16 protein-coding genes, 1 tRNA gene, 1 pseudogene and 1 riboswitch are annotated in these 20,663 nt (G+C 66.2%); of the genes and pseudogenes, 8 read left to right on the top strand and 10 right to left on the bottom strand.

The window, feature by feature from the left end; genetic code table 11:
- Window positions 1-854: 854 nt before the first annotated feature.
- Window positions 855-1,874 (top strand): annotated as a pseudogene (locus tag M2319_RS03730) (glycosyltransferase); the annotation flags it as partial.
- A 244-nt stretch (window positions 1,875-2,118) separates the two neighbouring features.
- Here the strand turns inward: M2319_RS03730 and M2319_RS03735 are convergent.
- A complete protein-coding gene (locus M2319_RS03735; protein WP_264600096.1) occupies window positions 2,119-2,775 on the bottom strand; it encodes a carboxymuconolactone decarboxylase family protein in 657 nt (218 codons plus the stop codon).
- Between the two features lie 316 nt (window positions 2,776-3,091).
- Window positions 3,092-3,165: transfer RNA gene (locus tag M2319_RS03740), tRNA-Gly, on the bottom strand.
- Between the two features lie 239 nt (window positions 3,166-3,404).
- Here M2319_RS03740 and M2319_RS03745 point away from each other — a divergent pair.
- Window positions 3,405-4,217 (top strand): ion transporter, encoded by an 813-nt coding sequence (locus tag M2319_RS03745; RefSeq protein ID WP_264600097.1) that lies wholly within the window; start codon window positions 3,405-3,407, stop codon window positions 4,215-4,217.
- Window positions 4,218-4,700: 483 nt separating this feature from the next.
- Here M2319_RS03745 and M2319_RS03750 read toward each other — a convergent pair whose 3' ends face one another.
- The 4 genes from M2319_RS03750 to M2319_RS03765 form a co-directional block, all read right to left on the bottom strand.
- Complete coding sequence (locus M2319_RS03750) at window positions 4,701-5,813, bottom strand: 2'-deoxycytidine 5'-triphosphate deaminase (protein ID WP_264600098.1); 1,113 nt, start codon at window positions 5,811-5,813, stop codon at window positions 4,701-4,703.
- 84 nt (window positions 5,814-5,897) lie between these two features.
- On the bottom strand, window positions 5,898-7,301 hold the full coding sequence (locus M2319_RS03755) for a HAMP domain-containing sensor histidine kinase (RefSeq protein WP_264600099.1): 1,404 nt from the start codon (window positions 7,299-7,301) through the stop codon (window positions 5,898-5,900).
- On the bottom strand, window positions 7,288-7,965 hold the full coding sequence (locus M2319_RS03760) for a response regulator transcription factor (RefSeq protein WP_264600100.1): 678 nt from the start codon (window positions 7,963-7,965) through the stop codon (window positions 7,288-7,290). The genes M2319_RS03755 and M2319_RS03760 overlap by 14 nt, the downstream gene beginning before the upstream one ends.
- The gene (locus tag M2319_RS03765) at window positions 7,940-8,563 is read right to left on the bottom strand and encodes a tyrosine-protein phosphatase (protein WP_264600101.1); all 624 of its coding nucleotides are present in this window, start codon (window positions 8,561-8,563) and stop codon (window positions 7,940-7,942) included. Before M2319_RS03765 ends, M2319_RS03760 begins: the two co-directional genes overlap by 26 nt.
- Window positions 8,564-8,702: 139 nt before the next feature.
- Window positions 8,703-8,781, top strand: a riboswitch (SAM riboswitch).
- Window positions 8,782-8,841: 60 nt separating this feature from the next.
- Here M2319_RS03765 and M2319_RS03770 point away from each other — a divergent pair.
- Entirely contained in the window at window positions 8,842-10,020 is a 1,179-nt protein-coding gene (locus M2319_RS03770) for an O-succinylhomoserine sulfhydrylase (RefSeq protein ID WP_264600102.1), read from the top strand.
- A 131-nt stretch (window positions 10,021-10,151) separates the two neighbouring features.
- Complete coding sequence (locus M2319_RS03775) at window positions 10,152-11,054, top strand: TadE/TadG family type IV pilus assembly protein (RefSeq protein WP_264600103.1); 903 nt, start codon at window positions 10,152-10,154, stop codon at window positions 11,052-11,054.
- A gap of 18 nt (window positions 11,055-11,072) precedes the next feature.
- Here the strand turns inward: M2319_RS03775 and M2319_RS03780 are convergent, their stop codons facing one another.
- Window positions 11,073-11,684, bottom strand: a complete 612-nt coding sequence (locus M2319_RS03780; protein WP_264600104.1) for a CDP-alcohol phosphatidyltransferase family protein — start codon at window positions 11,682-11,684, stop codon at window positions 11,073-11,075.
- 241 nt (window positions 11,685-11,925) lie between these two features.
- Here M2319_RS03780 and apaG point away from each other — a divergent pair, with 241 nt between their 5' ends.
- Window positions 11,926-12,318: a Co2+/Mg2+ efflux protein ApaG gene (gene apaG / locus M2319_RS03785; protein ID WP_264600105.1), complete on the top strand. Its 393-nt coding sequence runs from the start codon at window positions 11,926-11,928 to the stop codon at window positions 12,316-12,318.
- 69 nt (window positions 12,319-12,387) lie between these two features.
- Complete coding sequence (locus tag M2319_RS03790; protein ID WP_264600106.1) at window positions 12,388-13,839, top strand: TrkH family potassium uptake protein; 1,452 nt, start codon at window positions 12,388-12,390, stop codon at window positions 13,837-13,839.
- Window positions 13,840-13,849: 10 nt separating this feature from the next.
- On the opposite strand, the gene M2319_RS03795 is transcribed toward M2319_RS03790, so the two are convergent.
- Window positions 13,850-14,260, bottom strand: coding sequence for a tellurite resistance TerB family protein (locus tag M2319_RS03795; protein ID WP_264600107.1), 411 nt, complete (start codon window positions 14,258-14,260; stop codon window positions 13,850-13,852).
- A 262-nt stretch (window positions 14,261-14,522) separates the two neighbouring features.
- Here M2319_RS03795 and M2319_RS03800 point away from each other — a divergent pair, with 262 nt between their 5' ends.
- On the top strand, window positions 14,523-16,148 hold the full coding sequence (locus M2319_RS03800; RefSeq protein ID WP_264600108.1) for a lysine--tRNA ligase: 1,626 nt from the start codon (window positions 14,523-14,525) through the stop codon (window positions 16,146-16,148).
- 87 nt (window positions 16,149-16,235) lie between these two features.
- Here the strand turns inward: M2319_RS03800 and M2319_RS03805 are convergent, their stop codons facing one another.
- Together M2319_RS03805 and M2319_RS03810 are read right to left on the bottom strand one after the other, a co-directional pair.
- On the bottom strand, window positions 16,236-16,721 hold the full coding sequence (locus tag M2319_RS03805; protein ID WP_264600109.1) for a response regulator: 486 nt from the start codon (window positions 16,719-16,721) through the stop codon (window positions 16,236-16,238).
- A gap of 183 nt (window positions 16,722-16,904) precedes the next feature.
- A complete protein-coding gene (locus M2319_RS03810; RefSeq protein WP_264600110.1) occupies window positions 16,905-18,692 on the bottom strand; it encodes a tetratricopeptide repeat protein in 1,788 nt (595 codons plus the stop codon).
- Window positions 18,693-19,089: 397 nt separating this feature from the next.
- Here M2319_RS03810 and M2319_RS03815 point away from each other — a divergent pair, with 397 nt between their 5' ends.
- A complete protein-coding gene (locus M2319_RS03815; protein ID WP_264600111.1) occupies window positions 19,090-20,571 on the top strand; it encodes a methyl-accepting chemotaxis protein in 1,482 nt (493 codons plus the stop codon).
- Window positions 20,572-20,663 lie beyond the last annotated feature (92 nt).

Raw genomic sequence — 20,663 nt, forward strand, 5'->3', positions numbered from 1 at the left:
TGGCGCAGAGGGCACGGGCCTTCGGCCTTAGCGTCGCCGAGCAGGCGCTCGCCGACGGCCGGCTCGGCGAGGCAGCGCTGACCCGCGCCCTTTCCGTCCATCTCAGCCTGCCGATGCTGTCCGGCGCGTCCCTGCCGGTTCCGGCCGCAACGAAGGTCTTCCTGGCAAGGGCGGGCGCGAAGGGCCTGCGCCACCTGATGATCGACGGCGGGCCGCTCGGCCCGCGCCTGGCCGTGGCGCCGCCGCCGGCCCGGATCGAGCGTTTCATTGCCCTCATCCGGCGCCATCCGGAGCTCGGCCATCGCATCGTCCTCGTCGAGACGACGCTGATCGCCCGCACCGCCGCCGCCTGCCGGGCGGAGATCGTGGCGGAGGTCGCCGAAACGCCCGAACTGCTGCTCACCTGGGCGGGCCTGTCGCGCCCGGACGCCCTTGCCCTCGGCGCCGAAGGGCGGGAGGTTGGCATCGATCCGTTTGTCCTCGCGGTTCGCCGCGGCCGGGTGACGGCGGACAGGCTGGCCGACGCATTGGCCGATCTGGCCGGCTGCCCGCGGCTTGACCGGTTCATGCTGACGGATGCGTGCGACGGCCTGCGACCCGGCGACTATCGCGGCCAGACGATTGCGCGCACGACGACGCGGGACGGTCCGCGCATCGCCGTTGTCCCGCGCACCGAGACGGTGCCGCGCCTGCTGCAGATGCTCACGCGCGACCCCGGCCTTGTCGAAAAAACGGCTGTGGTCGCCGAGGGCACGGTCGAGGCGCGCCTGCGCACCCGCCACGCCAGGCGCGATTGCGCCGAGGCCGTTGTCCTGCTCGCGCGCGGCATGCCCGAGCTGTCGGCGGCCCGGCGCATGACGACGGTCGAGGGCGGAACCTTTCTCGCGCTCGCCGCCGTCACCAGCCTGGTCGGGGCGGCCATCGCGCCCGTCGCGGTCGTCCTCGCCGAGATCCTGTCGGCCGGCGTCATCGCCGCCGTCACCCTGCCGCGGCTGCTGGCGGCCGTCGAGCGGCGCGGGAAACCGCCAACCTCAGCGCCGCTCGCCGATACCGACCTGCCGGACTACACCGTGCTGGTGCCGCTCTACCGCGAAAAACGCACCCTGCCGGGTCTTGTCGCAGCGCTCCAGGCCCTCGACTACCCGGCGGAAAAACTCGACATCAAGCTCATCGTCGAGGTCGACGACGCAACGACCCGCGGGCGCCTCACGGACCTTGCCTTGAGCCCGGCGATGGACGTCGTCGCCGTGCCGCAGCTCGGGCCCCGCACCAAGCCGAAGGCGCTCGCCCACGCGCTCGCCTTCGCCGCCGGCGACCTCGTGACGATCTTCGACGCCGAGGATCGGCCCGAGCCGGACCAGCTTCGCCGCGTCGCGGAAAGGTTCGCCGATGGCCCGGCCGGCCTCGGCTGCATCCAGGCAAGCCTTGCCATCGACCACGCCGGCGACAACTGGCTGACCCGCCATTTCGCGCTGGAATATGCCGCCCTCTTCGACGGCCTGATGCCCTGGCTCGCCCGCCGCGGGTTTGCCTTCCCGCTCGGCGGCACGTCGAACCACATCCGCCGCGAGGCGCTCGATGCGGTGCGTGGCTGGGACCCTTTCAACGTCACGGAGGACGCCGACCTCGGCTACCGGCTCGCCCGCCAAGGCTGGACGATGGCGACGATCGCCTCCACCACCTGGGAGGAGGCGCCGCTCACCCTGCCGGTCTGGTTCCGCCAGCGGACGCGCTGGTACAAGGGCTGGCTGCAGACCTGGCTGGTCCATATGCGCCGCCCGGTGCGGCTCTATCGCGAACTCGGGCTTGCCGATTTCGCCATGTTCCAGCTTCTGATCGGCGGCGGTCTTGCCGTGCTTGCCCTGCACCTGGTGCTGGCGGCAACGCTGGGCGGCGTGGCCCTCGGCGTGGTGCCGCCGCCGGACGCCTTTGCCGGCGGCAGGGCGACGCCGCTGGTGCTGCACGGGACCATCGGCCTGTTCGGCTGGCTCGCGCCCTCGCTCCTGATTTGGCGCGCGGCAAGGCGGCGGCGCCTGAAAACTCCGGCGCGTTTCTTCCTGACGCTACCCGTCTACTGGCTGCTGATGGCGGCAGCGCTCGTTGCCGCCATTGGCGACCTCATTCTCCGGCCGCTTCACTGGGCAAAGACGGAGCACGGACTGGCCCATCGTCCGCCGCCGCCGCAGTCGTCGGAAGCGGAACCCGGCAGAAGCCCTTCGGCGGCACGCCAAGGGCGGTGTTGAACTTCGCCGACATGTTCTGGAAAGCGATGAGGCCGGCGAGTTCGACGATGCCGTCATGGTCGTAGTGCTGGCCGAGGTCGGCGATGAGGTCGTCGTCGACCGTCTGCGGATCCCGCGTCATCCGCTCGGCAAGCTCCAGCACCAGGCGTTCCCTGGCATCGAACATCGGCGAGGTCCGCCAGTCGGCGAGCTCGAAGGCCTTTTCCTCCGACACGCCGCGCTTCAACAGCGTTGCCGTGTTGAGGTCGATGCAGAAGGCGCAGCCATTGAGCTGGGAGACCCGGACGGTGAGCAGCGAGCGCATCGCCGGATCGACGGGCGAGCGGCGGCGGTCGAAGGCCCCGTAGAGCAGCGCCAGCATGCGGAACACCCAAGGCGAGCGGCCCCAAAGGAGCGCGCCGTCGAGGACCGCACCATATTTGCGCTTCTGGTTCCAGAAGAACGGCCGAAGCGTCAGCGGATAATCCTTCAACGCCTTCGGCGGCACGCGCAAATGCGCCCGCGCCGCGTCAAGCGGCTCCCGATCTGCCATCAACTTCCCCCGATGTGTTCGTCGCCGCGCCTGGCTCGCGAAGGCCGGCGCGGTCGGTCGTTGGATGCTCCGTGGACTGTAACCCCTTGATCGGGCGAATGCATCCGCCGGCCACGCACATTTTTGTGCGCGCGGCATTTGCGCCGGCGACGAGGCCAAAGTGTCGGGCACGGGAAGGGGGCGGGAATCAGGCGATTGGGACGCCTGGGTGGCGACCGTTCGAACGCAAAGCGTTCTCAAGCCCGAACGGGCGCCGGCCGGTCAGGCCGCCTCATCGGAGCGGTGCGCGAAGCGCACTCGCGTGAGATACGTCAAATGGAGCGGGTGAAGGGAATCGAACCCTCGTCGTAAGCTTGGGAAGCTTCTGCTCTACCATTGAGCTACACCCGCCAAAGCGTGTTCCCGAAAAGTGCAAAGCGGTTTTCGGACAAGAACACGCTTGGGAAACCAAAACGCGACCGGCGGCGGTCCGTCGCTGTTCCGGTGCTTATTCAAGGGCAAGTGGCCCCCGTGTCAAGGCCTGGCGTCACTGCCACTTATTTCGCCTTGACGGATCGCCCCGGAAAACCGACTTGAAGGGCTGCCGCGAACCGGGCGGCCGGACGGGATTTTCAGACAGCGGGTCGGGAATGGACAAGCTTCGCTCGATTGTGACGTCGCCGCGTTTCGAAGGCGCCATCATCGTTCTCATCGTCATCAACGCCATCACCCTCGGCCTTGAGACCAGCCAGACCGTCTATGGCGAGATCGGTCCGTTCCTGAGGGTGCTCGACCGGATTATCCTCGCCATCTTCGTCATCGAGCTGGTCCTGCGGGTCATCGTCCATGGGCGCCGCTTCTTCGTCGATCCCTGGAGCCTCTTCGATACCTTCGTCGTCGCCATCGCGCTCGTGCCGGCGACCGGCAGCCTGTCGGTGCTGCGGGCGCTTCGTATCCTGCGTGTGCTGCGGCTGATTTCCGTGGTGCCGTCGCTGCGGCGCGTCGTCGGCGGCCTCGTCGCGGCACTCCCCGGCATGGGCTCCATCGTGCTCCTGATGGTGCTGATCTTCTACGTCTTCTCGGTGATGGCGACGAAACTCTACGGCGCCGAATTCCCCGAGTGGTTCGGCACCATCGGGGCGTCCGCCTATTCCCTGTTCCAGATCATGACGCTGGAAAGCTGGTCGATGGGGATCGTCCGACCGGTGATGGAGACCAACCCCTATGCCTGGGTCTTCTTCGTGCCCTTCATCCTGTCGACGGCCTTCACGGTGCTTAACCTCTTCATCGGTATCATCGTCTCGGCGATGCAGGAGGAGCACGAGGCCGAAGCCGCCGCCGACCGCGTGGCGATCCACGAGGAGACCGGCAACGTCGTCATCGAGCTCCGGGCCCTGCGCAAGGAAGTGGCTGAACTCCGCGACGTCATCGACAACCGCCGCCAGACGGAGGAGCGGGGGTAGGAGAATGAACCGCGCTCGGTCTGTTCGCAGTGCTGGTGAACACCGCGGGGCGGCGGGTTTTTTGTGTCTCACGGCTGAGCGCTCGCTAGCCTCCGACGGGGCGGCGCATCAGCGCCGGCGCGCGGTCGCGCTTGCAAGCCCGTTGAGCTCGATGGCGCACATGCGCCTGTGCACCTCTCCTCCGTCATCCCGGCCGGAGCGAAGCGGAGAGCCGGGACCCATTGCCCGTCTCGACACGGTATGCCGGGTGTTTTTTGGTGTGGCGCTGGCGGGACCTGATTCCGTGCCAAGAGCCGCCAGGGGCTACACTGCCGATGGGGGCATTGGATCCCGGACTAAATCCGGGATGACGGCCGAGTGTGGGGTGGCCGCCATCGATCCCAACGGGATCGCAAGGCCGAACGGCCGCCGGCGCTCATGCGCCGCCCCCGCGGAGCCGCGCGCGAAGCGCGCTGGCGTGAGCGAAAACAAACGGCGAAAACCCTAATCCAACGCCCGAAAGTGCTTCGAGAGCTTCAGCGCCTGGCCCTGGTAGCTCGACGTGCCGCCCTCGCCGTAGAGCGCTTCGGGTTTTTCGGCGAGGTGCTCGTAGACGAGGCGGCCGACGGTCTGGCCGTGGTCGACGATGAAGGGCACCTCGTGGCTGCGCACTTCCAGGACCGCCCGCGCGCCGGCGCCGCCGGCCCCGTCATAGCCGAAGCCGGGGTCGAAGAAGCCGGCATAGTGGACCCGGAACTCGCCGACCAGCGGATCGAACGGCACCATCTCCGCCGCCGTCTCCGGCGGCACGCAGACCGCTTCCCGCGAGACGAGGATGTAGAATTCGTTCGGGTCGAGGACGAGGGAGCGGCTGCCGCGGGTCGTCATCGGTTCCCAGAAATCGAGGACGTCGCAGGCGTTCTTGGCATCGACGTCGATGACTGCCGTGTGCCGCTTGGCCCGGAAGCCGACGAGGCCGTCATGGGGCCGGCCCTCAAGGTCGATGGAGACCGGAACGCCGCCGGAAAAGTCGTGGCCGGCCCCGTCGATCAGCGGCATTGCCCGGTGGAGGGCGGCGAGGTCGCCTTCGGTGATCCGGGCTGAGCCGCGCCGGAACCGGATCTGGGAGAGCCGCGAGCCGGCCCGCACCAGCACCGGGAAGGTGCGCGGGCTGATCTCCGCATAGAGCGGGCCGGAATAGCCCGCCGGCACCGTGTCGAAGGCGCGGCCGCGGTCGGCGATCACCCGGGTGAAGACGTCGAGCCGGCCGGTGGAGGATTTCGGGTTCGCCGCCGCCGCGATGTCGCCGGGCAAGGCCAGCCGCTCCATCAGCGGCACGATATAGACACAGCCGGTCTCCAGCACCGCGCCCCCGGTGAGGGGGATGGTGTGAAGCCTCAGGTCCTGGAGCTTTTCCTCGACGGTCAGCTCCGGGCCGGTCAAAAAACTCGCCCGCACCCGGTAGGCGACGTCGCCGAGCCGGAGGTCGAGGCTTGCCGGCTGGATCTGGTCGGCATCGAGCGGCCGGGCGCTTTCCGCCGCGCCCGATGCAAAAAGCTCGCGGATCATATGGGCGGGAAAGATGCCCGTCGGCCGCGTCCCGTCTGTTGCCGTCATTGGATGGCCCCGTCGCACTGTTTGGCATGCTCTACCCGATCACGTCGCCGGCGCCAAGGCGAGAGGGGGCACAAGCCACCGGATTCAGCGGCTCTCCCCGGCAAGCGGCAAGATGATGCGCACGCAAAGCCCCGGTGCGTTGTCGAGCGCGGCGACGGTGCCGGCATGCAACTCGGCGATGGCGGCAACGAGCGACAGGCCGAGCCCGCTTCCCGGCGTCGTCCGGCTCCGGTCCAGCCGGTAGAGGCGGCGGAAGATCTTCTCCCGCTCGCCCTCCGGGACGCCGGGGCCGTTGTCGGCGACGGCAAGCACGGCGTCGTCGCCCTCCCGGTGCAGGGAAACCGCGATCCGCCCCGGCGCCGGAACGTGGTTGATGGCATTCTCGATGAGGTTCGCCAAGAGTTGCGTTAGCAGTTCCTCGTCGCCGTCGACCGTTGCCCCTTCGACGCTGTCCCAGGCCATCGTGTGGCCGGTGTCGGTGGCCACCTCGGCATAGATGTCGCAGACCTTTTCCACGACCTGGGCGAGATCGAGCGGGCGGAAGCGCGATCGCCGCGTGCCCGCTTCGATCTGCGCGACCCGGAGGAGCGCGTTGAAGGTCTCGATCGCCGCGTCGCTCTCGGCGATCGCCGCATCGATCGCGGCCTCGTATTCCGCAAGGCTGCGCTGCTTGCGGCGCACGCTGTCGAGGCGCTGCCGGAGGCGGGCGAGCGGCGTGCGCAGATCGTGGGCGATATCCGTGGAGACCTGGCGGAGGCTGGCCAGCAGCGTCTCGATGCGCGCCAGCATCATGTTGATGTCGCCGGAGAGGCGGTCCAGTTCGTCGCGCCGGCCGGTGACCGGCAGGCGCTGGTCGAGATGGCCCTCGACGATCCGGCGCATCGTCGCCGCGATCCGGTCGACCCGGCGGGTCGGGCCGACGGAGATCAGGAAGCCGCCGGCAAGCGCCAGCAGCGTCGTCACCAGCCCGCCCCAGAGCATCGCCGACAGGATGGTCTCCTGGGTCTCGTGCAGGTCGTGCAGATTGCGCCCGATCATGATCTCGAACGGTCCGATGCGCTCGCCGAGGCTGAGGAGCAGGATCTCGTGGCTGGGGTCCTGCGCCGCCGCTTCCTGCATGTCCGCCGACTGCCCGAGGCGATCGGCGGAGATCTCGCGCTTAGCCCAGCCGTCGCGCCAGAGATCGGCCGGGATATTGCCGCCGGTGAGGGGCCCGTTCGGCTCGCGGTACAGCAGGAAGCGGTTCGGGGAGGCGCGTTCGCCGAGTTCGCCGATCTCGTGCCGCAGCTCGGCCTCGCCGCCGGTCCGGAACGCCTGTCGCAGCTCCCGCATGTCGTCGCCGACGGCCGAGCGCAGGATGCCGGCCATTTCCGAGGAGGCGACGAAATAGGTCGTGCCGAGGATGGCGAGCACGGAGCCGAGGAAAAACACCGTGTAGATCAGCGCCACACGGAACGAGATCGAGCGGAGTTCCCTAGGAAGGAACATTGAGGATGTATCCCGAGCCGCGGATCGTCTTGATCATCTCGGTCCCGAAGGGCTTGTCCACCTTGGAGCGCAGCCGGCTGACATGGGTCTCCACGACGTTGGTCTTCGGATCGAAATGGAAATCCCAGACCCGTTCCAGCAGCATGGTCCGGGTCAGCACCCGGCCGCGATTGCGCATCATGTATTCCAGCAGTCGGAATTCGCGGGGCTGGAGATCGATGGCCTGGCCCTGGCGCTTCACCCACCGTGAGATGACGTTCATCTCCAGGTCGCCGACCTTCAGGACGGTCTCTTCCTGGCGCAGCGGCGAGCGGCGGGCAAGGGCGTTCAGCCGGGCCATCAGTTCGGAAAACGCGAACGGCTTGGCGAGGTAGTCGTCAGCGCCGGCCTCCAGCCCCTCGACCCGGTCGTCGAGGCCGGAGACCGAGGTCAGGAAGATGATCGGCGTATCGCGCCCGGCCGAGCGCAGGGCGCGCACGATCGACAGGCCATCGAGCCCCGGCAGCATGCGGTCGACCACCACGGCATCGTAGTCGCGCGTGCAGGCGAGCTCGAGCCCCATCGGCCCGGACGCCGCCAGATCGGAATCGTGGCCTTCTTCCTGCAACCCGCCGGCGACATAGTCGGCGGTCGAGCGATCATCTTCGATGATCAGAACCTTCATCTGCCCTTCCCTGGACGTCGATCGGTCCCGCGGATGCCACCTGGTTCGATGCGACGAACCGCTGGAACGCGCGGTCCATGGCACCGGTGCGGCTCCAGAGCCACGGGAAATGACCATAGGCGAAGGATAGCTGATCGTCGGCCAGAGCGGCAGCTTTTCCTGCCACGGCATATTCGTAGATCGCCGCGGCAAGGCCGGTCCGGTCCGCGCCGCCCATGCAGTGGATGAGGAGGGGCTTGGGCGCGCTTTCCAGCGCCTGCTCGATGGCCGCGAGGGTCTCCAGGCGCGGCTCCTTATCGGCGGAAATATGGATCGACAGATGGGAAACCCCGTTCCGGCGCGCGACATCGGCCTCCGCTTCGTACCAGGGCGCATCCGGATAGGCGCCGCGCAGATTGAGGATCGAGCGGATGCCCTTGGCATCGAGAAGGCGCTTCAGTTGCCCGGCGTCGAGCTGGCCGGACCGGTAGACGACGCCCGGCTCCACGGCATGGATGTTTCCCGAGACGCGCAGATAGCCGGCATAGCCCGCCGCCGGCCCGACGATGACGACCAGCGCCACCAGGGCATGTTTCAGGAGTTTCGACGGGAAGGGCATGATCCGGGCTCCGGTCTGGAAGGGACCGGATTTGCGTATCATCGCTCCTATGTGGCCAGATTTCCCGAACTATACGGTTTCGTATAGTTGGCGCGTTTCCGCGGCCGGCGTTGACGCCGGCGCCAAGAGGGAGTAGAGGCTCATAGATCGTGGTCATTTGGGCCGGCCGGCTTGCCGCCACGTAAAACAAGGCGCTAAAAGGTCGGGAGTGCATGCCCCCGGTCAGACAAGCGTCGGCCGGGTTTTTTTGTGCGTGAACTTCAAAGAAGGCGAGAAAGATGGCAAAAGGCGAAAACTGGAAACCGGCAACGAAGCTGGTGCATGGCGGAACGATGCGCTCGCAGTTCGGCGAGATGTCCGAAGCGCTGTTCCTGACCCAGGGCTTTGCCTACGACACGGCCGAGGCCGCCGAGGCCCGCTTCAACGGCGAGGATCCCGGCTTCATCTATTCGCGCTTTTCCAATCCGACGACGGCGATGTTCGAGGACCGCATGGCGCTCCTGGAAGGCGCCGGGGCCGCGCGGGCGACCGCGAGCGGCATGGCCGCCGTCACCGCGGCCTTCCTCTGCCAGGTCTCGGCCGGCGACCATGTGGTGGCGGCAAAGGCGCTGTTCAGCTCCTGCCGCTACATCGTGGAGGACCTGTTGCCGCGCTTCGGCGTCACCTCGACGCTGGTCGACGGCACCGGCCTCGACCAGTGGCGCGCCGCGATCAAGCCTGAGACCAAGGCCCTGTTCCTGGAAAGCCCGACCAACCCGACCCTCGATGTCCTCGACATTGCGGCCGTCGCGGACATTGCCCACGAGGCCGGCGCGGTGCTCATCGTCGACAACGTCTTTGCCACCGCGATCTGGCAGTCGCCGCTTTCCCTCGGCGCCGACGTCGTCGTCTATTCCGCTACCAAGCACATCGACGGCCAGGGCCGCTGCCTTGGCGGCGTGGTGCTGTCGAGCGAGGGGTGGGTGGACGAATACCTGCACAATTTCCTGCGTCAGACCGGGCCGTCCATGAGCCCGTTCAACGCCTGGGTGCTCCTTAAGGGCCTTGAGACCCTCGACGTCCGCGTCGCCCGCCAGACCGAGAACGCCGCAAAGATCGCCGATTTCCTCGCCGACCACCCGGCCGTCGCGCGCCTCGTCTATCCCGGCCGGGCCGACCATCCCCAGGCCGACATCGTCGCCCGCCAGATGCGCGCCGGCTCCAACCTCATCTGCCTGGAGCTGAAGGGCGGCAAGGAAGCGGCCTATCGCCTGTGCAACGACCTGGAGATCGTCAAAATCTCCAACAATCTCGGCGACGCCAAGAGCCTCATCTGCCACCCGGCGACCACCACCCACCAGCGCATGGACGAGGACCAGCAGCTCGAACTCGGCATCACTCAAGGCACGCTGCGGCTCTCCGTCGGCCTGGAAGACGCGGACGACCTCATCGAGGACATCGAGCGCGGGCTGGGGTAGGGCGCAGAGCGACAGGGCGCCCGGCAATCGCGTCATGCGCGCTGTCGGAAACTTCACACTTTTAACGGTTTATTTCTACGAAGCGTCTAAGATTCCTCGATTGTCCGACGATAGCGAGGAAGGTGACGCCCATGTGTTGCCAGAAGCCTTGGCGGACCGGCTCGGCGCTCTCGCGCTTTTCGAGGTCGCAATCCGGCTCCATAGCCGTCATTTTTGCACTTGTCCTGGTGCCGATCCTGGCCCTGATCGGTCTTGCGGTCGAATACACGCTCGCCTGGAAGATGAAGTCGGACATGCAGATCGCCGCGGATTCCGCGGCCCTTGCCGCGACCGTTGCCGATGTCGGGCTCGACGAGGCCGCAGCGTCCAGGATCTTTCAGCAGAACACCGGGGAAGGCTCGCTCGTCTCCTACTCAAGGACCGAGAGCGGCGACGGGGTCACCGTTACCGTGACCGCCAGCGGCGCCTCGCCCGTCTTCTTCACCAGGGTGATTGGCGCCGATGCCTTCGATGTCGGCGTCACGTCCACGGCGTTCGCGCCCAAAAAGCTGTCGTCGGCGCGGTTTTTCCCGATCTCGGCGAATGGCTGGTACAACAAGGTCGTCAAGCTGATGGTCCGGCGCAAGGGCGAGACGGAGGACGAGGAACTCGCCGAGATCCGCTACAACTACCAGCCCGCCGTCTTCGAGGTCAGCAACACCGGATGGATCGACCTCGGCGACTATGAATCGGCCTATCTGCAGATGGACGTCGATCCCTACAGCAAGGGGCTGGAAAGCTGCCGCAGCGGCGGCTGCGACCTCACCTACCGGACCGACGATCCCGAATGGTCGAACCGGCTGATCATCGACCATGTCCAGGTCCCGGCGAACACCAAGATCGACATCTTCGACCTCGTGCCCTGCGGCACGACCTCCGAACACGCCTGGGAGGACGGCGGCAGCACGGTGAGCTACGCCAATGCCGATTTCTTCTACAAGGTCACCGGCCAGTGCAATCAGGTGTCGACGGAAAACGTCCGCCTTGTCAACTGAGCGACCGGGTTGGGCGGTCTACCGCGCCGCCAGCACCCGCATCGAAAAGACGATCCGGGCTGCGGCCGAGACGAAGCAGAGCGCTGCAAAGGCAAGCGCAATCACCGGAAACCAGGCCGGCAGCAGGCAGAAGAGGACGAAGACGAGGATCGTCTCCGCGCCCTCGGCGAGGCCGCCCAGATAGTAGAGCGATTTGAGGCCCTGGGCCGAGGTCTCAATCCCCTTCTTTTCCGCCATGATCGCAAAGGCAAGGAACGCCGCGCCATTGGCATAGAAGCTGGCGAGGAGGACGGCACCGGCGAGCCCATTGGCCTGCGGATCGGCGACGACGAAGCCGAGCGGGACGGCGCCGTAGAACAGGAAATCGAAGACGATGTCGAGATAGCCGCCGAGATCGGTGCGGTGTGTTGCCCGCGCCACCGCGCCGTCGAGCCCGTCGGCGAGCCGGTTGAGGAGGATGAGGCAGAGCGCCGCTCCCGTGGCGCCAAGGGCGATGGCGCCGGCAGCCCCGAACCCCAGCGCCAGCCCGACGACGGTGACCGCATTGGCGGTGACGCCAACATCGGCAAGCGCCCGCCCGGCGCGGTCCAGCGGCGCATCGATGAGTTTCCTGAGGGCGGCGTCGAACATGGCAAAATTCGGCAAGGACGGTCTGGCCGGGTCATAACCGACCCGGGCGCCGCCGTCACGTCATCACGTCGCCTGGCCGCGCCCCGGCGCTTCAGCCATATTGCAAAAACGCCGCCGGGACGGCACAAACGGCGATGGTCGGTTTGCCGCGCAACCTCCGGGAACGGAAAACCGGCCGGGTTTTGCCGGCCGCGGCCGCACCGCCGCCTATGCAGCAGGGATTCGTCACAGGGATTTGTCCATGTATCGCGCCGTCACCCGCAACATCCAGATTACCGTGGAGCCGGTCTATCTGGACGAGGAGTCCGCGCCGGACCAGAATCGCTATTTCTGGGCCTACACCGTGGAGATCGTCAATCTCGGCGGCGAACCGGTGCAGTTGCGCACGCGCCACTGGAAGATCACCGATGCGACGGGCCGGGTGCAGGAGGTGCACGGCGCCGGCGTCGTCGGCGAGGAGCCGGTGATCGAGCCGGACGAGGCCTACGAATATACCAGCGGCTGCCCGCTTTCGACGCCGGGCGGCATCATGGCCGGCCACTACCAGATGGAGCGCGACGACGGCGAGCGCTTCGACGTCGAGATCCCGGCCTTTTCGTTGGACGTGCCCGACATGCCGCGCGTCATCAACTAGGCCTTCGCGCATGGTCCCGAGGTCCCCTCGACAGCTCTCCGCCCGCATACGCCAAGCGGGGGCGGCGCCGTGATCGATCTCAGGCCCATCATGCTGATCGTCGGAGCGCTCCTGGCAACGCTCGGCAGCGCCATGATGGTGCCGGCGCTGATCGACCTTGCCGAGGGCAATCCGGACTGGCAGATCTTCACCGCCTCCGCACTCCTGACGATGATGGTCGGGTTTTCGTCCTGGGCCGTCGCCCGCGGCGCGCCGGCGGGCCTGTCCGTGCGCGAGGCCTTCATCATGACGGTCTTTGCCTGGGTGGTGCTGGCCGCCTTCGGGGCGCTGCCGATCTACTGGTCGGGGGTGGTGCCGTCCTATACCGACGCCTTTTTCGAATCCATGTCGGGCATCACCACGACCGGCGCGACGGTGATCACCGGGCTCGACACGGCGCCGCCCGGCATCCTGTTCTGGCGCGGCCTGCTGCAATGGCTCGGCGGCCTCGGCATCATCTTCATGGCGATCGCCGTCATGCCGATGCTGCAGGTCGGCGGCATGCAGCTCTTCAAGGCCGAGGCGTTCCACGCCGCGGACAAGATCCTGCCGCGCGCGACCCAGATCTCCGGCATCATGACGATCATCTTCCTGTCGATGACGGCGGCCTGCGCCTTTGCCTATGCGGCGGCCGGCATGACCCTCATCGACGCGGCGATCCACGCCATGACGACGGTCGCCACCGGCGGCTTTTCCTCAAAGGATGCCTCGATCGGCCACTACGACAGCGCCGCCATCGACTGGATCGCCATCGTCTTCATGTGCCTCGGCAGCCTGCCGTTCCTGATCTACATCCGCATCCTGCAGACCCGCTCGCTGACGTTCCTCAAGGACGACACCCAGGTCCACACCTTCTTTGCCTTCCTGATCATCTTCTCGCTGACGATCTGGCTCTACGAGCGCTACCTGCACATCCATCCGGGGCCGGATTCCCTGCGCTATGCGGTCTTCAACATCGTCTCGGTGATGACCGGCACCGGCTACGCCAACGACGACTACAACGCCTGGGGAACGTTCTCGGCGGCGCTGTTCTTCATGGTCATGTTCATCGGCGGCTGCTCGTCCTCGACCTCGTGCGGGGTCAAGATCTTCCGCTTCCAGATCATGTTCCAGGACATCCGCCAGCACCTCAACCGGATGCTCTATCCGAACGGCGTCTTCGTGAAGACCTATATGGGCCGGCCGCTGGAGGATTCCGTCTCCGCCGCCGTCATGACCTTCTTCTTCCTGTACCTGGTCTGCGTCGTCGGCCTGACGATCCTTTTGAGCCTCACCGGCCTTGACGACATGACGGCGCTCTCCGGCGCCGCGACCGCGATCTCAAATGTCGGCCCGGGCCTTGGCGAGATCATCGGCCCGGCCGGCAACTTCAAGGAACTCAACGACACGGCGAAATGGCTGCTCGCCTTCGGCATGCTGCTCGGAAGGCTGGAGCTCTTCACCGTGCTGCTGCTGTTCCTGCCGAAGTTCTGGCGGGATTGAGAGGCCGCCCTCAGAGCGTGCGGTGGCGGGCCCTGGCGCCGGCTTCGATGGCGGCGACCGTCAGCTTGTCGAGGTCGAGCCGGTCGCGCAGCATCTGCAGGAAGCGGAGCTCTTCCTGTTCCACGTGAAGATCGGCGGCGGCGACTTCCACGGCCAGCGCATAGGCGGTGTCGTAGAGCTTTTTCGGCAGCGCCTCGGCGATCTCGTCGAGCACCCGTTGCAGCCCGTCGTCGCCCTGCAGGATGTCGCCGCAGTCCTCGGCGGCGTTGATCAGCCGTTCGCGGTTGTAGGAGCGGAAGATCGGCAGCGTCTGGACGATCTCGCCGATCCGCATCAGTTCCGGATCGGTCATGGAGCGGTCCGCCGCGGAAATCGTCACCATGGCGTAGATCAGGGCGTCGTGGTGGGTGATGGTGCTCATGAATTGAGGTCCTTCGCGTACGGATCGTCGAATCGGGGAAAGACCCTAGATGAATTCGCCGTGCGGGGAAATTGTGGCCGCCAAAGAAAGGGCCGCAAGGGGCGAAGGACCGCACCTGCCGACACGGCGGCGGGGGGTCGCCGGAATTCGCCCGCGGGCCGGCCGGCCCCGTCGCGGAATTGCTTCACAAGACCGGCAATCCGCACTAGGTTCCGCCCGCGCCCGCCTCAGCGGGCGTTTAACCCCTTATCGGATAGCAGAAATGACGGACACCCCTGCCGCTTCCCTCGATCTTTCGCCGGCCGTTGTCGCGGCCGCCCACACCTCCCGGGCCTGGCCCTTCGAGGAGGCGCGGAAAATCGTCAAGCGGCTGGAGAAAAAGCCGGCGGGGCCGGAAGGCGTCCTCTTTGAGACCGGCTACGGCCCCTCCGGCCTGCCGCATATCGGCACCTTCGGCGAGGTCGCCCGCACCACCATGGTCCGCCACGCCTTCCGCATCCTCACCGAGGACGCGATCCCGACGCGGCTCCTGTGCTTTTCCGACGATCTCGACGGCATGCGCAAGGTGCCGGACAACGTGCCGGACCCGGAGGCGCTGAAGCCCCATCTGCAAAAGCCCCTGACCGTCGTCCCGAACCCGTTCGGCGGCGATTTTGAGAGCTTCGGCGCCCACAACAACGCCATGCTGCGCCGCTTCCTCGACACCTTCGGCTTCGACTACGAATTCGCCAGCGCCACGGACTACTACACCTCCGGCCGCTTCGACGAGGTGCTGCTTCGGGCCGTTGCCGAATACGACGCCATCATGAAAGTGATGCTGCCGACGCTGGGGGCCGAGCGCCAGGCGACCTACAGCCCGTTCCTGCCGATCTCGCCGAAGACCGGCCGCGTCCTCTACGTGCCGATGAAGGCGGTCGATGCCAGGGCCGGCACCATCGTCTTCGACGACGAGGACGGCACCGAGACCGAGTTGCCGGTCACCGGCGGGCAGGTCAAGATGCAGTGGAAGCCGGATTTCGGCATGCGCTGGGCGGCCCTCGGCGTCGATTTCGAGATGTTCGGCAAGGACCACCAGACCAATGCGGCGATCTACGACCGCATCTGCAACATCCTCGGCGGCCGCGCGCCGGAACATTTCGTCTACGAGCTGTTCCTCGACGACAAGGGCGAGAAGATCTCCAAGTCCAAGGGCAACGGCATCACCATCGACGAATGGCTGAAATACGCCTCGCCGGAAAGCCTGTCGCTGTTCATGTTCCAAAAGCCACGCACGGCCAAGCGGCTCTATTTCGACGTCATCCCGCGCCAGGTCGACGACTACTACGCCTTCCTGGAGAAATACGGCGACGAGGATGCGGACAAGCAGCTCGCCAATCCGGTCTGGCACATCCACAACGGCACGCCGCCGACGGTCGACCTGCCGGTCGGCTTCTCAATGCTTCTCAACCTCGTCAGCGCGTCGAACTCCGAGGATGCCGGTGTTCTGTGGGGCTTTATCTCGCGCTATGCGCCGGGGGCAACGGCCGAGACCCATCCCGAGCTCGACCGCCTGGTCGGCTACGCCATCGACTATTTCCACGACTTCGTTGCCCCGATGAAGACGTTCCGGGCGCCGAGCGACGTGGAGCGCGCGGCGCTGGCCGACCTCGATGCCCGGCTGGCGGCGCTGCCGGCCGATGCCGACGGCGAGACCATCCAGAACGAGGTCTATGCGGTCGGCAAGGAGCACCCGTTCGAGAATCTGCGTGACTGGTTCAAGGCGCTCTACCAGGTGCTGCTCGGCCAGGACCAGGGCCCGCGCTTCGGCAACTTCGTCGCCCTCTACGGGGTCAATGAGACGCGGGCGCTGATCGAAAAGGCGCTCGCCGGCGATCTCGTCACCGCCTGAGCCCCTTCGCTTCCCGGACAAAAAAAAGGGCGCCGGAGAGAAACGCTCCGGCGCCCGGTCAGTCCTGGGAGGAAGGACTTCGAAAGTTCAAACGTAGTAGCGCTTCGCCGTTTTGAACCAGAACTCGACAATGGCGTTGAGAATCTGGCCCATGGCCTCAAGAGTGCCGACCTTGCTGACGACGGCGTTGGCCCCGGCCGCATAGGCCTCTCGACCGAGGTCGTCGTCGCCATTGGTCAGCGCACAGACCGGAATCGCCCGCAACTGCGAGGCGTCCTTCACCTGCTTCAAAAACTCGAATGCTCCCGCATCCGCGCTCTGAAGATCGAGCAGGATCAGGTCCGGCAGGGTGTGTGCCTCATCGTCGAGACACCGCCTCAGAACGTCGTGCGCGCCGGGTCCGTTGGCGCATACCTTGACGCAAAGCCTGAGGGGAGCCTCCGACAGTGCCTTCCTGACGATCGCGATGTCTTCCGGATCGTCGCAAACCAGAAGCACCGTCGCATCCGCTCCGTGCTGCCACTCGCACGGTAGCTGACGATCGAGGGACGAACCCTCGAAGCGCTTGTCCATACCGCATCTCCAAAACCAAGGAACTGTGGCGTCCATCCGCAACCCGGACGCCGAATCGACGACTTGCGCGGTGCAATGCAACAAACCGCGGTGCCGTCTGATTGCGCCGTATATGGATAATCCAGTGTGGGTTTATAAGTATGTTACCGTAACGAACGGCGTTACGCTTCCCGCCCGAGGCGCTCAGCCATGCACGGTGACGCCAAGGACTTCCTTGTATTCTTTGAGGATTTCCGGGCTGTCGAAGATCCTCTCGATTTCGCGCATCGCCGCTTCGGGATCGCCGTCGCCGTCCCGGCCGATGGCGTCGCGATAGTGCGCGATCTTCTCCGTATCGCCGAGCGCGATGGCCGCTGCCAGCGCCAGCACGAGCCCGCGCTGGTCGCCTGACTGGACGATGGTCTCCGCCTCGGCAAGGGCGGTGCGGTAGTCGCTCATGCGGAAGGCGGCGATCGACAGCGGAATGCGCATCCAGCCGGGCGGCGCCGGGCTCATGTAGACGCCCCGCCGGATCAACGCCACGCCCTCCTCCCAGTTGCCCTTCAGGACCTCGGCCCAGCCGAGATGCACATAGAGATCGGGCTTTGAGGGATTGCGCGCCATCGCCTGACGGTAGGCGTCCATCGCCGCGTCCCGGTCGCCCTTGGCGGCAAGGATGGCGCCGAGATATTCATGGCCGAGCGCGTTGGTGGGATCGAGCCGGATCGCCCGGCGGGCCGCGGCAAGCGCCTCCGACATCAACGGCTCGCGGTCGCCGGCCTCCGCATTCGTCCAGTCGAGGAAGCGCAGGAACGCCCAGGCCGCCCAGATCGAGCTGTTGCGGCTGTCGGCTGCGACCTGCTCGGTGAGACAGGCGCGCGCCGCCGCCTCGTCGTCGGGCCGCTTGCTGAGGTCGAACTGGTGGAACCGGAGCACGCAGGCATAGCTCGTCGTGCTCTCGTCGCCGAGGCGGGCCCGCCGCTCGACCAGGCGCTCCATCGCCTCGCGCGGCAGGAGGCCGCCGGGGCTCGCCAGTTCCGAGACCAGCTCGCGCACGGTCCGCGTCAGGTAGTTCTGGAACTGCGCGTCGTTGGCGGGAAAGACGGAGGTGTTCGTCCACACAACCGTGTTGGTGTGCAGATCGGTCAGTTGCAGGTTGAGATGGAGGCTCTCGTCGGTGGAAAAGAACAGCCCGTCCATGGCGTAGTCCGGCGGCGGTTCGTACCCGTCGCTCTCGCCGGTGCCGCGGCCGGAGCGCACCCGGATGGAGCGGAACTGGGCAAGGTCGGCGATCAGTTGCTGGCGGATGCCGGCCGGATATTTCAGTTGCCGTGCCTCCAGCCGCTCGTCGAACGGATGGACGACGACGATCGGCGGCTCGTCGATATGCCGGTCGGGGCCGACCAGCCGCGAGAACGGCCACGACCCGTGCAGGGAGAGGCCGGCAATGCCGATGATGACGGCAATGAGGATCGCTGCGACGGTCGCCGTCAGCACCGGATCGCTGTGCTTCAGCGGCAAGGGACGGAACCGATGACCGGTCTCGGAGGGTCGCGCCGCCCGGTGCGCTTGCGCATGCCGCGGGGCGGTGTCGCTGTCCGCCCCGTCAACGGCGTTGCCGGGCCCCGCCGCTGCGTCCGCCGTGACGTCGGCGCCGTTGCCCTTGCTGATCAGGATCGGTCGGTAGCCGCCCTTCGGAATGCTGATGCGCACGGCAAGCGAGCACCCTTCGCCGCGGTAGAACTCGTCGAGCTGGGCCCGCACCCGGCCGGCCTGGACGCGCACGGAGGGGTCTGTCTGGGGGTCGAACGCCGCCGACTTGTCGAGCGCGTCGATGCCGATGGCATAGGCCGAGATCGCATCGCCCCGCCCGGCCGCCTCCTCGCAGACCACATAGCGCAGAAACGCCGAGGCTCGCGGCGAGGCGCGGAACGCGGCCGAGCCGAGAACCGCCTCAAGCGCTGATGCGAAGGCGTCCTCCCTCGACGGCATGAGCCGTATCCCTCCCGCGGTGCCCGTTCTTTACCCGCCTAGCATACCCGAGAACGGTGCGCATGCGGCGCAAACAATTCGTCGTAAGGTGAACCGCAGATGTCGTCGGCCGAAATGCGCTCGGGAAAGCATGTTTACCGTCAGATATTTCGACCGATGCCCGTATCGAATGCATACGCTCAAAAAAAATGCAAATGAGAGGAACTTTTTCTGCATCGGAAATTCTATGCAAAACCAAGGAGAAACCATCGATTGCGCAACTGAAAGATGTGTATACATGGTTTTAAATCAAATGCTTATTCCTATGTTAATCGTCCTTTAAGGGCGACCTGCTTAGTAATTATTCCTAATGGAAAGCATTGGGTGGCCGGACGGCCCGCAATTGGAGTTGTGGCACATGGTAATGGGGTTCTCTACCTGCCGGGAGCGGGCGCAGTTGGCTGCGCTTCATCGCTCGCAAGCGATGATCGAGTTCCTCCCGGACGGCACGATCGTCTCGGCCAACGAGAACTTTCTGTCCGCGATGGGCTACGAAGCCTCCGAGGTCGTCGGCAAGCATCACTCCATGTTCATCGACCCGGCCCAGCGCAACAGTGCCGAGTACAAGGAATTCTGGAAAGCGCTGGCCAGCGGCGAATTCCGGTCCGATGAGTTCAAGCGCTTCGGCAAGGGTGGCAAGGAGGTCTGGATCCAGGCGTCCTACAACCCCGTCCTGGACCGTTCCGGCAAGACCGAGCGGGTGCTTAAGATCGCCACCGACATCACCGAGGAAAAGCTCCGCAATCTCGATTTTGAAGGCCAGATCGACGCCATCAACAAGTCCCAGGCGGTGATCCACTTCGAACTCGACGGCACGATCATCTCCGCCAACGAGAATTTCCTGAAGACGCTCGGCTACAAGATCGACGAAATCCGCGGCAAGAACCATTCCTTGTTCGTCGACGCGGATTACCGGGCGAGCCCCGAATACCGTGCCTTCTGGGACGGGTTGCGGGCCGGCCAATTCCAGCAGGGCGAGTTCCGGCGTGTCGGCAAGGGCAATGCCGAGGTCTGGATCCAGGCGACCTACAACCCGATCTTCGACGCCGACGGCAAGCCGTTCAAGGTCGTCAAGTTCGCCACCGACCGCACCGCCGCCGTCAAGAAGCGCATGCACCGCGAAGGCGTGACGCGCACCATCGACAAAGACCTCGACGAGGTCGTGAGTTCCGTTTCCGAAGCGGCGGGTCGCGCCGGTTCTGCCGCCGACGTCGCCCTTGAGGCCTCGTCGAACGTGCAGACGGTGGCCGCCGCGGCCGAGGAACTGGTCGCCTCGATCGAGGAGATCAGCCGCCAGGTCGCCCACGCCACCGAGATCTCCGGCCGCGCCGTTGACGGCGCCACCAATTCCGGCACGATCATGAGCGGGCTGTCGGAAGACGCCCAGAGCATCGGCGCCGTCATCGAGCTGATCGAGAACATCGCCAACCAGACCAATCTCTTGGCGCTGAACGCCACCATCGAGGCGGCGCGGGCCGGCGAGGCGGGCAAGGGCTTTGCCGTCGTCGCCTCCGAGGTCAAGAGCCTTGCCTCGCAGACCACCAAGGCGACCGAGGACATCAGCGCCCGCATCACGTCGGTTCAGAACTCCACCTCCAGCGCGGTGGTGGCGATCGACGACATCAAGGACGTGATCAGCCAGATCAGCGACATCTCCTCCTCCATCGCCGCCGCGATCGAGGAGCAGTCCGCGGTCACCAGGGACATCTCCGCCAACATGCAGACGGCGTCCGACGGCGTCAGCAGGATCACCGAGAACATGCAGGCGATCTCCTCGTCGACGACCCAGATCGATGCCGCCGCCCGCAAGGTCAAGGAGGCCTCCCGCTCCATCGCCTGACACCCGGCCGGGACAAACCGGCACCAGAGGGCACTCCTCCAACATGCAAAAACGGCCGCTCTCCGGGTTTCCGGGGCGCGGCCGAAATCGTT

Origin of the sequence: Rhodobium gokarnense (genome assembly GCF_025961475.1) — a bacterium.
GTDB classification, from domain to species: domain Bacteria; phylum Pseudomonadota; class Alphaproteobacteria; order Rhizobiales; family Rhodobiaceae; genus Rhodobium; species Rhodobium gokarnense.

What these genes read in the sequence shown, in the direction of transcription:
- apaG (WP_264600105.1), top strand. Translation starts at nt 11,926, where the DNA reads ATGTATCGCGCCGTCACCCGCAACATCCAGATTACCGTGGAGCCGGTC.
- M2319_RS03745 (WP_264600097.1), top strand. Translation starts at nt 3,405, where the DNA reads ATGGACAAGCTTCGCTCGATTGTGACGTCGCCGCGTTTCGAAGGCGCC.
- M2319_RS03815 (WP_264600111.1), top strand. Translation starts at nt 19,090, where the DNA reads ATGGTAATGGGGTTCTCTACCTGCCGGGAGCGGGCGCAGTTGGCTGCG.
- M2319_RS03805 (WP_264600109.1), bottom strand. Translation starts at nt 16,721, where the DNA reads ATGGACAAGCGCTTCGAGGGTTCGTCCCTCGATCGTCAGCTACCGTGC.
- M2319_RS03735 (WP_264600096.1), bottom strand. Translation starts at nt 2,775, where the DNA reads ATGGCAGATCGGGAGCCGCTTGACGCGGCGCGGGCGCATTTGCGCGTG.
- M2319_RS03810 (WP_264600110.1), bottom strand. Translation starts at nt 18,692, where the DNA reads ATGCCGTCGAGGGAGGACGCCTTCGCATCAGCGCTTGAGGCGGTTCTC.
- M2319_RS03775 (WP_264600103.1), top strand. Translation starts at nt 10,152, where the DNA reads ATGTGTTGCCAGAAGCCTTGGCGGACCGGCTCGGCGCTCTCGCGCTTT.
- M2319_RS03795 (WP_264600107.1), bottom strand. Translation starts at nt 14,260, where the DNA reads ATGAGCACCATCACCCACCACGACGCCCTGATCTACGCCATGGTGACG.
- M2319_RS03780 (WP_264600104.1), bottom strand. Translation starts at nt 11,684, where the DNA reads ATGTTCGACGCCGCCCTCAGGAAACTCATCGATGCGCCGCTGGACCGC.
- M2319_RS03800 (WP_264600108.1), top strand. Translation starts at nt 14,523, where the DNA reads ATGACGGACACCCCTGCCGCTTCCCTCGATCTTTCGCCGGCCGTTGTC.
- M2319_RS03765 (WP_264600101.1), bottom strand. Translation starts at nt 8,563, where the DNA reads ATGCCCTTCCCGTCGAAACTCCTGAAACATGCCCTGGTGGCGCTGGTC.
- M2319_RS03755 (WP_264600099.1), bottom strand. Translation starts at nt 7,301, where the DNA reads ATGTTCCTTCCTAGGGAACTCCGCTCGATCTCGTTCCGTGTGGCGCTG.
- M2319_RS03760 (WP_264600100.1), bottom strand. Translation starts at nt 7,965, where the DNA reads ATGAAGGTTCTGATCATCGAAGATGATCGCTCGACCGCCGACTATGTC.
- M2319_RS03750 (WP_264600098.1), bottom strand. Translation starts at nt 5,813, where the DNA reads ATGACGGCAACAGACGGGACGCGGCCGACGGGCATCTTTCCCGCCCAT.
- M2319_RS03770 (WP_264600102.1), top strand. Translation starts at nt 8,842, where the DNA reads ATGGCAAAAGGCGAAAACTGGAAACCGGCAACGAAGCTGGTGCATGGC.